Here is a 14,229-nt window from a genome sequence, read left to right as displayed (position 1 = left end):
CTATTAGCTTTTTCAGAGTAATCACCCTTAGTTAAATAATGATACCTTGACGATTTGCTTATTAGAAAATATTACAAGCTTGCCATTGACATCTTCTTTAATTGCAATAGAATCGAAATGTTCTGGCTTATCATAATCTGTTGTATAGCCGTCATCATCATAAAGAACATATTCACAAGGTCTATCCGCATATGCAATAACTTCAAAACGAGAAGTATCAATATTATCTGTGCGGTCTGTTGGTTTACAAAGTGGAAGAAGCTTATTTTTTCTCATAAAGAGCGGTACTTCGTTCAAGGCGACATCTATAAAATGATAACCCTTCGGAAGAAGTGCATATTTTCTTTGTGTTGGACTTTTAAATTTAATATAAAGCATATCTTCAGGTAGGTATACATATCTTCCCCTTGCATTCTGAGTATATACAGGAGTAAGCATAAGTCCATCACCAAACATAAGCTGGTCTTCAACTGAAGATGCAAAGCTATCCTCTGGATAATCGAAAGAAAGCGGTCTGAACATCATTTTATCTGAAAGAGCAGCTTTCATATATTCACTATAAATATATGGTATCAAGCTATATCTGATTGAAATGATATTCTTGAAATCTTCTGTATTTCCGAAATTATAGCATTCCTGAGCTCTTGTTCCGAGAGCGGAATGATTTCTCATTAGTGGAGTAAATATTCCAAAAGCAAGCCATCTGAGAAGTAAATCTCTTGTGCAATTGCCACCAAAGCCGCCCAAATCTGCACCTGTATAAAGAAAACCGCACATATTAAGTGATGGCATTTGCTTGATATTCATAAGAATATGCGCCCACCAGGATTGATTATCACCTGTCCATATACCGCCATATCTGTGCATACCTATATATGATGCTCTTGAGAAAATCAACATTCTCTTATCAGGGTCAAATCTTTCAAAAGCCTCCGCAGCGGCACGAGTCATATTATAGCCATAAAGATTGTGTACAAGCTCGTGACAGAGAACCTTTCCATCCATATTATGATAGAACGACGCATAATCCTTATCACTATTTGAAAGCCCTGTAAACTTATCTTTTAACGCAAAGAAAGAATTTATATCCAAATCCTTTCCTTCTGCTTCATTGGCTGCTTCAAGTGCAGATGCCAAGCCTTTTTCACTATAAAAAATAGCTGGCTCGTTCATATCGTTCCAGAAACCCTCTATTCCATCATCAACAAGAGTTTTATACTTATCTCCGAACCATTTACGAGTCTTGGAGTTTAAGAAATCAGGAAAATGTGTCTTTCCTGGCCATACTCCTGCGGTAAAATCTCTGCCATCAGCAGTTTTACAGAAATGATTATCACGAACACCCTCAACATAAACATCATAACCATCTTCAATCTTTACAGCAGCATCTATTATAGGGACAAGGTGTATGCCCTCTTCTCTCATTTCTGCAACAAATTCTTTAAAATTAGGGAAAGACTTTTTATCAACTGTAAAATCTTTATACCTCTCCATATAATCTATATCAAGATATACTGCGTCAAGCGGAATACCGCTCTCACGATATTTTTTAACTACTTTTCTGACATCGTCTGCTGTACGATAGCCCCAACGGCTTTGCTGAAAACCAAAAGCCCATTTTGGTGCAATATAGCTTCTGCCGATAAGCCCTCTAAATTGTCTGACAATATCATAAAGGCTTTCTCCGGTGATTATATATAGTGCGAAATCTCCTGTTTCACATTCAATAGAAAGTATATTACTATCAGTAAAACCTATATCAAAAGTAATCTTTGAGGGTGTATCTACAAAGACACCAAAACGCTCGAAGCCATCAACTAAAATAAAATTATGTGCTCCATATAGTGAAAGCTTTTCTTCTGTATGAACCGGGTCATCGTTACAGAAACTAGTGTAAATATATCCACGCTTATTTATTCCACGATTAGCTTCACCCAGACCATATATAACATCAGCATCAGTCATACCAAATTCAAGACAATTTGGCTTATAGTCCTCTTCATAGAACATATCAGGTTTACCATTCTCTGGAAACATATCAATAACAACTGCACCTGTTTCAATAGGAGAACCATAAATATACTTTTTTATCATATCAGACTTAACCTCCAAAATATCTTATTTAAAAATTTCAAGCCATGCTTAAATAAAATTTTAAAAAAGAATTTTTTAAATTCTTGATATGATTATATCATATCATTAGATAAAATCAAGGCAATATATCTATTATTTACAATTTTTATGCACTTTGGATAATTTTATAATAATAAAAAGCACCTGATACAATACATCAGATGCTTTCTAAAAATCAGTGATGGTTAGTAAATTATTACTTATCTTAACATTTGTCCACAATGACTGCAAGTAATAGAATAGTTATCAATAGGAGCTCCACAGTGTGGGCAACAGCTTTGTTGCTGAGGCTGTTGGTATGGATTATTTCCGAAATATGTATTTTGCTGATATGGATTTTGCCCATTTTGTGGCGGATATTGTGGATACTGAGGATATGAAGGACCCATAACAGCAACAATAATTATACCTATTACGCCCAAAAGTCCAAACCACATATATGAACTTGGTAACCCTTTAGATTCTGCAATTTTTTTGCAAATCCATACGAATAATGCACATATTCCTACAACTATTGCAATCCAAACAAAGAATATAAAAAAAATCACAGCTATATTCATAATATAGTTTTCCTCCGATAAATCACTTACTTATTCTCATCTTATCCTTATCAACAATCTTCTGATAGTCCATAATCTCTTTATATATACGCTCGCAGTTATTATGGTCATGGAAATTATAGAAATCATCGACTCTGTCGATATATTTCTGCTTCATCTTACAGCCCTGACGCATATATTCGCAAAGAGTATCTACAAGCTGTTCTGATGTTGTGCAAATCTCACCAAAGCCCATAGTATCATAGAAGAAACAGCCGTCGTCATAATGAGCAGGAAGTTCTGCTGGGTGAAAGTATACGAGTGGCTTTTTCATATAAGCAAAGTCAAATTGTACGCCTGAATAGTCAGTAACCATAAGACTTGATTCTGTAAGAATTTTCTCATAGCTTAAATCACCAACTGATGGTATAACTTCAACCGCACTATTTGGAGTATAATCCTTTGCCTGAGCACTTACAATCGGGTGGAGAAGATACTTAATCTTATAGCCACATTCTTTAGCTGTTGCAATAAGCTTTTCATTATTTATAAGGTCATTATAAATCTTATAATAAACTGTATTCTTGAAATCTGGATTATATGCTCTCTGTTCACCCTCGCTTGTAGTAACAGGCATAGCATTATACATTCTCCATGTAGGAGAAAGCAAGATTTGCTTTTGGTCGTTTGATACAAGCCCATCATATCTTCCGATACCTGTAAGACGAACATAATCAAAGCCCTTATATCCATATGCGTGGTGCATAAGATTATTATACTCATACTTTGACGCAATGAAATAACGCTTTGTGTTATCAACTATTCTCTGTTGAGCCATAGCACATTTCTGAACAGTAAGTCCATGCTGTAAGCACATTGTAGAGAAATTGCAAAATCCACGAATAAATCTTGAATATTCCATAGAATAGCCATTAAATGGGAAAGTATTGCTGTTTGTAATAAGAATTATATCAGCATTCAGGAAAGCCATCTTATGCTTTAAGGAATGGTTTTTAAGTGGCTTCATACCATCTTTTTTAAGCTTACGATAATCTGGAGTATTCTTATCAATAATATAGTAGCGAGTAATGCCATCATTGTTTCCTTTACAGAAACGATAGAGATATTCGCTTGAATCTCCACCCTTATAGAGCTTATCATACATAATCCAAATTCTTTTATTCTTGAAATATGGTCTTGTAAGCCAATAAGCAATTCTTCTAAGGAACATACTCTTACTCTGTGGGAAAGTATTTCTAAGGAAGTGAATTTCTTTCTTGAAAGTATCCTTAGCACTTGCCTTTGTTATAAGAATTGTGTTGCTATCATAGACTGCTGTATATTCGTTAAATCTCCAGTAAGCACCCTTTGGTGAAGCTGTAAGCTTTGCCCAGTGGTGCAAGAAAGAAATCCCAAGATTTACTCTTTCACCATTTACAACTGCATAGAAATATAATCTTTGCTTGTTTCTTGCTCTTTCGAGGTCAAGAGCCAAATGGAAAGTAAACTTCTTATAAGCACTTACTCCAAAATATTTTGTAAGAGAATATCTGTCGTTATTTTCAAGCTCATAATCTATGCCATTAAAGCTCGCATAAAGCTTATAGTTTTCAAATGGCATAATTCCTCTGAAAGAACCATCTATAACCAGCTGTCCATTATGATATTCCATAACATGAATACCGACCTTGAGAGTACTTATTGCAAGCAATTCAACATCTTTAAAGTTAATTCTTACATTTCTCTTGAAATATGTGTAGGATAAATCTATATCTCCGTCATTTTTAATTCTCTCAAACATCAAAGCGGCTTCTGCACTATATTTTAGAATCTTATATTTATTTTTATTTAAGATAGTTGCATCATCAATAAGATTAAGAATTGCACGAACCTTTCTAAAGAAATCTTGAAGTTCTTCATCATTCATTGTTCGCTTATTTCTATTATCAAGGTTAGCAAGAAAACGAATTGCAATATGAAACATTGCTGCGACCTGAACAAATTCAGGTGTTTTACCGTTTTCGTCCTTAATCTCACTCAAAAGTGGAATTAAAAATTCGGTTGTTTCCTCTGTATACCACTCTTTGAAATGTGCTGGAAGATAATACATAAACTGGTCTTCCTGTGGCATACGGAAGCTATAAGAACAATCAGAAACGGTTGACAAGGCCATTTTCTTTGCTTGAAGTCTTATGATATAATCATTTCCTGCATCATAATTAAGCTGTTCATTAAACTGCAACTCTTTTGCAGTACTTGTTTTTATAAAGCAAGCATAGATTGAATCGTGAAAGAACTGTGGTGTTCTATGAAGGTCAATGATTACAGATTTATTATACTTTGAAAGATTGAAAAGATACGCAACCTTACTTGTAGTAATAGCCTTGTTTATGCAATATGCCATAGTAGAAATAACATCTGCTCCGGGTGTCTTTCTGAATCTCTCAAGCCCTGATGAAAGGTAATTATCGCTGATAACATCTCCGCAGTTAATTACTGTAAAAATATCAGTTTCAACAAGTGGTAATGCGATATTCATAGCCTTTGCAAGGTTATTTGCAGGAACACTTACCATATTGAGAATATCGCCAAAGGTTTCTTTATATTTTTCGCAGATTTTTCTGCAAGATTTAGAATTTATACCATTTATAACGATAAGCTTAATCTGATTTTGTTCAATATCAGTCTGAGCAAGAATAGAATCGAGTGTAACATTAAGCTTGCTTTTAAAGGTTCCGTCAAAAATTGGTATAATAACAGTCAATGCTGAAGGATTAAAGCTGCTATTAGTCATTGACATTGCTACTTTATAATCCATTTTGTAAAGCCCCCGTAAAAATTCAATATCTAAAATATTATACCATAATTTTGACATATTTCAATCTTTAAGAAACAAATTCAACTAAATACACAAAAATATTGTTTTATATTTACAACTATATATCTTAAAATTTACTGTGTTCGGGCAAATTATACCACATAGATAATTTGTTTATAAATAATTTGAATTAAGCCTTGCTTTCTTGCTAATACTAAAAAATATAAAAGAAAGCGAGGTTTATACTATGCAATTTTCAAAGGTTGAGATTTGTGGTGTAAATACATCTAAGCTTAAAGTCCTTAACGAAAGCGAAAAAAAAGCCCTGCTTAAGCTTATGCACGACGGAACTCCAGAACAGAAAAAACAAGCAAGAGATGATATGATTAATGGCAATCTCAAGCTTGTTTTAAGTGTTATAAAACGATTTGCAAACAGGGGTGAAAACCCTGACGATTTATTCCAAGTGGGTTGTATTGGTTTAATAAAAGCTATTGATAATTTTGATAGCTCTCTTGATGTAAAATTTTCCACCTATGGTGTTCCTATGATTATTGGAGAGGTTAAACGATTTTTAAGGGACAGTAATACTATAAGAGTTAGCCGTTCTATGCGTGACACAGCATATCGTGCAATGCAAGTAAGAGAGCGTATTACTGCTGAAAAAAATCAAGAGCCATCTGTTGAAGAAATTGCAAAAGAGCTTGGTATAAAAAAAGAAGATGTTGTCTTAGCTCTTGAAGCAATAGTAGAGCCTGTATCATTATATGAACCAGTATTTTCAGATGGAGCGGATACTATTTATGTAATGGACCAAGTTGGAGATGCCAATGATGATATGAACTGGCTTAACGAGCTTGCATTAAAAGAGGCTATCCGCTCACTTGAGCCACGAGAAAAGCGTATACTTTCATTAAGATTTTTTGCAGGAAAAACACAAACCGAGGTTGCTAAAGAAATCGGCATAAGCCAAGCTCAAGTATCAAGACTTGAAAAGGGTGCATTAGAAAAAATCAAAAATGAAATCTAAAAATAAATATTTCATAAATGGGCAGCTACATAAATGCAACTGCCTTTAATTTTTATTTTCTAACTGAAATACCCATATCAGAAAGATATTCTTTAAGGTCTGGTATAGCTATCTCTCCAAAGTGGAAAAGAGATGCCGCGAGAACTGCATCAGCCTTTCCCTCTGTAAAAGCATCATAAAAATGTTCCATACTTCCTGCACCGCCTGATGCAATTACAGGTATGCCTACATTTTCAGAAACTGCCCTTGTCAGTTCAAGGTCATAGCCATTCTTAACGCCATCACAATCCATACTTGTGAGAAGAATTTCACCAGCACCACGCTTTTCAGCCTCAATGGCCCACTGGAGAACATCTTTTCCTGTGTTTATTCTTCCGCCGTTTATATAGACATCCCAACCACTGTTATCTGCTCGGCGTTTCGCATCAATCGCAGTAACAACGCACTGAGAACCAAACTTATATGCTGCCTCGTTGATTATTTCAGGTCTTTTTATAGCCGCTGAATTAACTGAAACCTTATCCGCACCAGCACGGAGAATTTCTGTAAAATCATCAACGGTTCTGATGCCGCCACCAACTGTAAATGGAATAAAAACGCTATCTGCAACCGCACGAACAATATCAACAAGTATACCTCTTGCATCTGAGGAGGCTGTTATATCGAGAAGAACAAGCTCATCTGCACCTTGCTGGTCATAGATTTTTGCCGCTTCAACAGGGTCGCCGGCGTCACGAAGATTAACAAATTCAGTACCCTTTACAACTCTGCCATCTTTAACATCAAGACAAGGAATTATTCTTTTTGCGTACATTTTTAAAGCCTCCTTAGCGTTTTGTAATATCAATGAAGTTCTGGAGAATCTGTAAGCCAACCTTACCGCTTTTTTCAGGGTGGAACTGAGTAGCAAAAATATTATCCTTGCGAACTGAGGCATCAATTTTTACGCCGTATTCAGTTTGAGCAGAAACTATGCTTTGGTCTTGTGCAGTAAGAAAATAGGAATGTACGAAATAAACATAAGGTTCACCCTCAATGCCTTTGAAAATTCCATCGTGCTTGAGTATTTTAAGAGAGTTCCAACCCATATGAGGAATTTTAAGTCCTGTGTTCGCAGGAATCTTTGTAATTGTACCATCAAGCAATCCTAGACCCTTAGCATTTGGACTTTCTTCACTTTCTGGGAAAAGAAGCTGTAAACCAAGACAGATACCAAGAAACGGTCTTTCTCTTTCAATAAATTCCAAAACAGCGTCTTTAGCTCCTGTCTTTATCATTGAATCCATAGAATCTCCAAAAGAGCCAACACCTGGCATAATTGCACCATCGGCCTTTAGAAGTTCTTCCTTTTTGTTTGTAACAATGCAGTCACAGCCAATAAACTTCAAAGCCTTAACAACACTTTGAATATTGCCTGCACCATAGTCTATAACAGCAATCATTAAAAACCCTCCTTCACAATATAAAATATTTTATCATATTTTGTTTATACCTGCAAGTTTTTGTTTATTATATTATAAGTAAAGGAAAATACGGAAATAAAATACAATATTGCCTTTGCTAAAATTATAATGTATAATATAAGTCATAAAACAAATATTGAAAGGAATGTGATTAAGTGGACATTGTAATCTTAATATGCTGTATTATTATTATTGCCTTGCTTGTTTTTTCAATAATGAAATCAAATAAAACTGCTGTAAGCAATAATAACAATGGCGAAATTGAGGAATTGAACAAAAAAATTGATATTCTGAAATCAAATCTTGATGCACAAAGTAATCTTCTTATGAACCAATCTATATCTCAGGGAAATTCGACTGTGAAGCAAATCTCTATACTTGGGGATAGCCTTAGAGATGAGCAAGGCCGACAGCAAACCCGAACCAATGAGATACTTGCTAAAATTGATAATAAAATGCTTGCTCTTATCAAAGAAAATGCTGACAGTCTTGATAAAATCAGACAGGATATTCTTTTAACACTTGAAAATATACGCAAATCAAATTCAGAGAGCCTTAATAAAATCAATAGTACAGTAAAGGAAAACACTGAAAGTCTTGACAAAATCAGACAGGAGGTTCTTGAAAACTTTGATAGAATACGCAATTCCAATACAGAAAGCCTTAATAAAATAAATGGCACAGTAAAGGAAAATACTGAAAATCTTGATAAAATCAGGCAAGATATTCTTGCAACATTTGAGAATATACGCCGTTCAAACACTGAAAGCCTTGATAAAATCAATAATACAGCAAAAGAAAATACTGAAAGTCTTGATAAAATTAGACAGCAAATCCTTAAAAATCTTGACGATATACGCAATTCAAATGCTGAAAGCCTTGATAAGATTAATGATACAGTAAACGAAAAGCTTCAAAAAACACTTGATGATAGAATATCTAAATCCTTTGAAACTGTTAATAAGCGTCTTGCAGAAGTTTATGAAGGTCTAGGTGAAATGAAAAATGTTGCATCTGGTGTTTCAGACCTTAAAAATGTTCTTTCTAATGTTAAAACAAGAGGTATTATGGGCGAAATTCAGCTCGGTGCGATACTGAATGAAATACTTGCTCCGGAGCAATTTGAAGAACAAATTACTGTAAACCCTAACAGCAGTGAAAAGGTTGATTTTGCTGTAAAACTTCCTGGTATGGAAGACGGTGAATATGTATATCTTCCGATTGACTCAAAATTTCCAGGTGATACATATTCTAATCTGCTTACTGCATATGATAGTGGAAATCCTGACGAGCTTAAGGCAAAACGAAAAGTTCTTGAACTTGAAATCAAGAGATGTGCAAAGAGCATTCACGATAAATATATTGTTCCTCCGCATACTACTGATTTTGCGATTATGTTCTTACCATTTGAAGGCTTATATGCTGAGGTTGTTAATATGGGCTTGGTTGAGGTTTTGCAAAAAGAATATAAAATCAATATTGCGGGACCTTCTACAATGGCGGCTATGCTTAATAGCTTGCAAATGGGCTTCAGAACCCTTGCTATACAGAAAAAGAGTGGTGAAGTATGGAAGATACTTGAAGGAGCAAAGAAAGAATTTAATAACTTTGAGAAAGTTCTTAATAAGACAAGAGAACGCTTGAAACAAGCTGATGATGAGCTTGAAAAGCTTGTTGGCACTCGTACAAGAGCTATAAATCGTAGACTAAATACAGTTGCAACTCTTGATTCATCAGAAGACGCTGAGAAGTTATTAGATATAAACTAAAAAATATCAATATGAATTAAAATTATTAAACAAAAATCAGGCAGATAGCTTTCAATACTATCTGCCTGATTTTTTATTCGTTATTTTGTTTGAGCTTTTCGAGCATTTTCAAAACAGTTGCTCGCTTAACCATTTTTCCATCTACATAGACATATTCATTTGGGTCACCCTCGGCGTATTCCTCAAGTTCTTCTGCTGTGAGCTGTGGAAGCATAACCTTTTTTTCTTCTTGTGGCTTTTTCTCTGTTTTAGAATCAATAACAAAATCCTTTATTGCAGGATATGAGTTATAACCAATTATAAGAAAAATCAGTGTTGGCAAAATAATAAGTATAAGTGCCGCAAGAATACAAACAACAATAGTCATATCAGAAATAAGAATAGTTACAGAAAATATTAATGCAAATATAAACAACATTGCTAATAGCGTTTTTACATTCTGAACTATCGCCATAAATGAAAGCAACAGTGAATTTTTGAAAATATCTATTGATTTCAGCTTTACTGTTACCGTCATCATACCCATATTAAAAGTCATAAAAAGGTAAATCAGTGCAACTATTATGCTTGCTACTAATGCGGAAATTATAAGTGGATTTGAAAGGTCATTCCGATAAAATTCAAATGCAACATAAAAGCCAGTAAAAACAAGATAATGTATTATTCCTTGTATAAAAAACTGAAACGCATTATCCTTAACACCACGCTTAAATTGCTCTGCAATTTTTATCTTTTCACCCTTGGCTATATTTCTTACTATATAGAAAACACCCGCCGAAAATGGTGCAAGCAATGGAATAACAAGCATTACAACGAATATATATATTCCACCGAGCAGATATGATATTAAAGCTATGATTCCTGCTATTATTACAAGCGGTATATCGAGCAATAAATTTATAAGAACAAGCTTTTTAAAATTTCCTGTCAAAACATTAGAAAGAAAATCAATTAAAGCACCGTTCTTTTCAGGCTTACTGTTAGAATTGGACATCATTATTTCTCCTGAGTTTTAATAGTCCTGTCGATATCTGCTATGTCAAGATAAGCTTATTCGACAAACTATCTTATATTATATCACTTCAAGAAAAGGAAAACAAGCCCGAAAATACAAGCGAAAACAGCATATCTACAACAGACGCACCTGCAAGAATTATCAATGCCCAAAATATCCTTATTATGTAAAGTCGAAATTCTCCAGAAATGTCAGATTTATAGCCTATTAACGAAGTCATAATATCCCACGAAAATCTGAAGCTTTCTTTTGATATTATAATTAAAACCAAGGCTGAAATAAACGCTCCCGGAAGTACAACAAGAATATTATAGAAAATTCCTGACGCACCGTATGCGGCATACATATAGCCTGTTGAAATTCCAAAACCAAAGCCTTTAAATAACGGTATGGCAGGCAGGACAAAAAAGCCCCACGAGGAAATTCCAAGCAAAAATGTCGCAAGCAACAGTAAAAATCCAGAGGCAAAGCTTGCCGAGAAAACCGAAAACAATCCCATATTACGCTTATTTTCAAAATCTGTCAGAAATAGAAAATCAAGCTTTTCTATAAGTGACTTGTCCCCATTTCTTGCACAGATAACGCCTAAAATCACTCCAACAAGCAAAAATAAGCACAGCAACAGAAACATAGCATTTTTTCTGATGTCAAATTTCGGTCTGTTGCGTCTGAAAAGGTTTTTCAAAAATTTTGGCTTTGTAAAAACTATACCCTTCATATTATTTAACTCCTCTACCTGTTTTACATCTCGTTAAATAATATGAAGGGCGGGTATGTTTTATGACCTATAAAATATCTACAAAGATTTATTTGCCTAATTCTTCAGCTCTCTTTGTGCAAGCTGCCATTCCCTCTTTAATTGCCTCAGGAATACCTTTTGACTTCATTACATCAAGTGCAGCTATTGTTGTGCCACCCTTTGATGAAACCTTTTGAATAAGTGTTTCGAGAGAATCTCCACTCTCAAGAATCATATGAGCACTGCCCTCCATTGTCTTTGCAATGAGTTTAAGAGCTGTTTCGCCGTCAAAGCCAGCCTCCTCGGCATATTGTTTCATTGCTAAAGCAAAAAGATAGAAATATGCTGGGCTACTGCCGTTTATAGAAATAACCTCATTCATCTTGCTTTCTGAGAAAAGGCAAACCTCTCCGCTGAGTGAGAACATCTTATAAATTTCGTTAAAGTCTTCATCAGAAATATTCTCTGAACGGCACATAGCTGTTGCACCATAGCCAAGCAAGAGTGGAGTATTTGGCATAACTCTTACAGCAGGACAATTTACACCAAGAGTTTCTGTAACATAGCTTATAGAAATTCCTGCGGCGATTGTTACGAAAACCTTTTCTGCTGTTACGCTTGATTTAATGCCAAGAAGAACTTCTTCGTAGTTCTGTGGCTTAACTGCAAGAACGATAATATCGCTCTTTTCAACAGCCTCATTAGCACTTGCACAAGCATTTACACCCTTTTGCTTCATAATATCAAGCTTTGCATTATCTAAATCAAATACATAAATCATAGATGGCTCTTTTGCCTTATTGCCAATCATTCCATTGATGATTGCAGTAGCCATATTTCCTGCACCGATAAAGCCTATTTTCTTGTTACTCATTATAAGCCCTCCAAAATCTGTTTTTCTTTATGATAATACATTTATCTGCAAAAATCAAGGACTGCCTTGCAGTTGTCTGCCCTAAATGCTATAATCGTATCAAAAGACTTTGAGAGGTATAATATGAGAACAATAGAAATCGGTAAAAATGATGCTGGACAGCGTCTTGATAAGTTTCTTACAAAACGCTTTAAGACTATGCCAAAGGCTCTTATGTACAAATATATCCGCACTAAATATATCAAGCTCAACGGTAAACGCTGTGAAATTTCTTCAAGGCTTAACGAGGGCGATATTCTTACTCTTTATATTAAGGACGAGTTTTTCGAGCCACAAAAGGCAGAATATGACTTTATGAAAGCTCCTTTAAAGCTTGATGTTGTATATGAGGACGAGAATATTCTGCTTATTGATAAAAAGCCAGGACTTATTGTCCACCCTGACGAAAACTATCACTTTGATTCAGCTCTCGCAAGAATACAGCATTATCTTTATGAAAAGGGAGAATACAATCCGGAACTGGAAAATTCCTTTGCTCCTGCACTTGTAAACAGAATTGACCGCAACACAGGCGGTATAGTAATCGCCGCAAAAACAGCTGAGGCTTTGCGAATACTAAATCAAAAAATGAAAGACAGAGAGCTTATTAAGCTATATCTCTGTATTGCTGTCGGAAATTTTGAAAAAAAGGCTGACACAATGACCGCTTATCTTGAAAAAAATGAAAAACAAAATCGTGTATATATCAGCAATAAACCTCGTGATGGTGCAAAGACAATTAAGACAAAATATCGTGTTCTTTCTGAAAGGAATGGTTTAAGTCTTGTTGAAGTCGATTTGCTGACAGGGCGTACACATCAGATTCGTGCTCATATGGCTTATATAGGACACCCTTTGCTTGGCGATTCAAAATATGGCAAAAATGAATACAACCGCAAAAGTGGTTATAAGTATCAAGCACTTTATTCATATAAGCTTGTATTTAAGTTTACAACTGATGCAGGCTGTCTTGAATATTTAAATGGTAAAAGCTTTGAAGTTAAAAACATATGGTTCTTAAATGAATTTAACGAATTATAATAGCTTTAATGCTTATCACTATAATTGCTTAGGAACATAGCCGTACCGCCTTCCATAACCTTAAAGCCATATTTTTCGTAAAACGGCACATTCTTCTTTTCCTCTGGCATAAGTTCTATATAAAGATAGTTTTTATATTTTTCTTTTATGTACTTAACTAAATGAGCTGCAATTCCATTACCTTGATATTTTGGATTCACAAGAAGATAGTGGATATAAGCAACTAATTCGCTGTCATCTAAAACTCTTACAAGTCAGACAAGCTCTTCCCCACTCCACGCTGTAACAACTGTTGAAGAATTTTTCAAGGAGGTTAAACTTTATAATCTAAAAAATCACCTCATATTCAATTCATCTGATTATGGGGTGATTTTCTTATGCTTAATCTTAATAAGAAAAATCGGCACTGTAAAAAACAATGCCGATTTTTGAAATTTAATTTAATTTTTTATTTCTATTACGAAAAGAAATTATAACTACAACCATTGATATAGATATAGTTAAAACAATTATCCAAACTGCTGATGAATCACCTGTTTTTACGGTTTCACTATCCGTATTATCAGATGGAATTATGCTTTCTGGAATATCTGAACTTTCTAGGCTTGAACTACATATTTCAGAGGATTCAGCCTCTATATGAGCCACAACCTCTGTATTACCTTCAAATCTTGCAAACGCAGGTATTGAAAATGCTATAATCAGAAACAAATATAGAACTAAACAAAAAACTTTCTTAAAAATATCTGTATTCATATTATACTATCTC

General features: G+C 34.6%; 12 protein-coding genes and 1 pseudogene. 3 read left to right on the top strand and 10 right to left on the bottom strand.

All coding sequences use genetic code 11. The features are described 5' to 3' along the window. Nucleotides 1-27: 27 nt before the first annotated feature. The 3 genes from C9914_RS07720 to C9914_RS07710 form a co-directional block, all read right to left on the bottom strand. Entirely contained in the window at nt 28-2,094 is a 2,067-nt protein-coding gene (locus tag C9914_RS07720; protein ID WP_106764565.1) for a glycoside hydrolase family 31 protein, read from the bottom strand. 239 nt (nt 2,095-2,333) lie between these two features. After that, on the bottom strand, nt 2,334-2,693 hold the full coding sequence (locus C9914_RS07715; protein WP_106764563.1) for a zinc ribbon domain-containing protein: 360 nt from the start codon (nt 2,691-2,693) through the stop codon (nt 2,334-2,336). Nucleotides 2,694-2,715: 22 nt separating this feature from the next. After that, on the bottom strand, nt 2,716-5,490 hold the full coding sequence (locus C9914_RS07710) for a CDP-glycerol glycerophosphotransferase family protein (protein WP_158707371.1): 2,775 nt from the start codon (nt 5,488-5,490) through the stop codon (nt 2,716-2,718). Between the two features lie 247 nt (nt 5,491-5,737). Between C9914_RS07710 and sigG the strand changes: the two genes are divergently transcribed. Beyond that, the gene (sigG, locus tag C9914_RS07705; protein ID WP_022265671.1) at nt 5,738-6,520 is read left to right on the top strand and encodes an RNA polymerase sporulation sigma factor SigG; all 783 of its coding nucleotides are present in this window, start codon (nt 5,738-5,740) and stop codon (nt 6,518-6,520) included. Nucleotides 6,521-6,572: 52 nt separating this feature from the next. On the opposite strand, the gene hisF is transcribed toward sigG, so the two are convergent. Beyond that, complete coding sequence (hisF, locus tag C9914_RS07700; protein WP_022265672.1) at nt 6,573-7,334, bottom strand: imidazole glycerol phosphate synthase subunit HisF; 762 nt, start codon at nt 7,332-7,334, stop codon at nt 6,573-6,575. Between the two features lie 13 nt (nt 7,335-7,347). After that, nucleotides 7,348-7,962: an imidazole glycerol phosphate synthase subunit HisH gene (gene hisH, locus C9914_RS07695; RefSeq protein ID WP_106764559.1), complete on the bottom strand. Its 615-nt coding sequence runs from the start codon at nt 7,960-7,962 to the stop codon at nt 7,348-7,350. 176 nt (nt 7,963-8,138) lie between these two features. Here hisH and C9914_RS07690 point away from each other — a divergent pair, with 176 nt between their 5' ends. Continuing rightward, a complete protein-coding gene (locus C9914_RS07690) occupies nt 8,139-9,752 on the top strand; it encodes a DNA recombination protein RmuC (RefSeq protein WP_242972085.1) in 1,614 nt (537 codons plus the stop codon). Nucleotides 9,753-9,825: 73 nt separating this feature from the next. Here C9914_RS07690 and C9914_RS07685 read toward each other — a convergent pair whose 3' ends face one another. The 3 genes from C9914_RS07685 to proC all read right to left on the bottom strand — a co-directional run bounded on the left by C9914_RS07685 (nt 9,826) and on the right by proC (nt 12,380). Next, entirely contained in the window at nt 9,826-10,749 is a 924-nt protein-coding gene (locus C9914_RS07685; RefSeq protein WP_022265675.1) for a hypothetical protein, read from the bottom strand. Between the two features lie 85 nt (nt 10,750-10,834). Continuing rightward, the gene (locus C9914_RS07680; protein ID WP_106764555.1) at nt 10,835-11,485 is read right to left on the bottom strand and encodes a stage II sporulation protein M; all 651 of its coding nucleotides are present in this window, start codon (nt 11,483-11,485) and stop codon (nt 10,835-10,837) included. 88 nt (nt 11,486-11,573) lie between these two features. Then, entirely contained in the window at nt 11,574-12,380 is an 807-nt protein-coding gene (gene proC / locus C9914_RS07675) for a pyrroline-5-carboxylate reductase (RefSeq protein WP_106764553.1), read from the bottom strand. A 123-nt stretch (nt 12,381-12,503) separates the two neighbouring features. Here proC and C9914_RS07670 point away from each other — a divergent pair, with 123 nt between their 5' ends. Then, complete coding sequence (locus C9914_RS07670) at nt 12,504-13,460, top strand: RluA family pseudouridine synthase (RefSeq protein ID WP_022265678.1); 957 nt, start codon at nt 12,504-12,506, stop codon at nt 13,458-13,460. 5 nt (nt 13,461-13,465) lie between these two features. Here the strand turns inward: C9914_RS07670 and C9914_RS11790 are convergent. Continuing rightward, a pseudogene (locus C9914_RS11790) lies at nt 13,466-13,690 on the bottom strand (GNAT family N-acetyltransferase); the annotation flags it as partial. Between the two features lie 205 nt (nt 13,691-13,895). Then, nucleotides 13,896-14,216, bottom strand: coding sequence for an LPXTG cell wall anchor domain-containing protein (locus tag C9914_RS07660; protein ID WP_106764551.1), 321 nt, complete (start codon nt 14,214-14,216; stop codon nt 13,896-13,898). Between the last annotated feature and the right edge of the window lie 13 nt (nt 14,217-14,229).

The organism is Pseudoruminococcus massiliensis (assembly GCF_900291955.1).
Classification (GTDB): Bacteria; Bacillota; Clostridia; order Oscillospirales; family Acutalibacteraceae; genus Pseudoruminococcus; species Pseudoruminococcus massiliensis.
The sequence above is the reverse complement of the archived record's forward strand: the minus strand, read 5'-3'. Positions and strand labels throughout refer to the sequence as shown.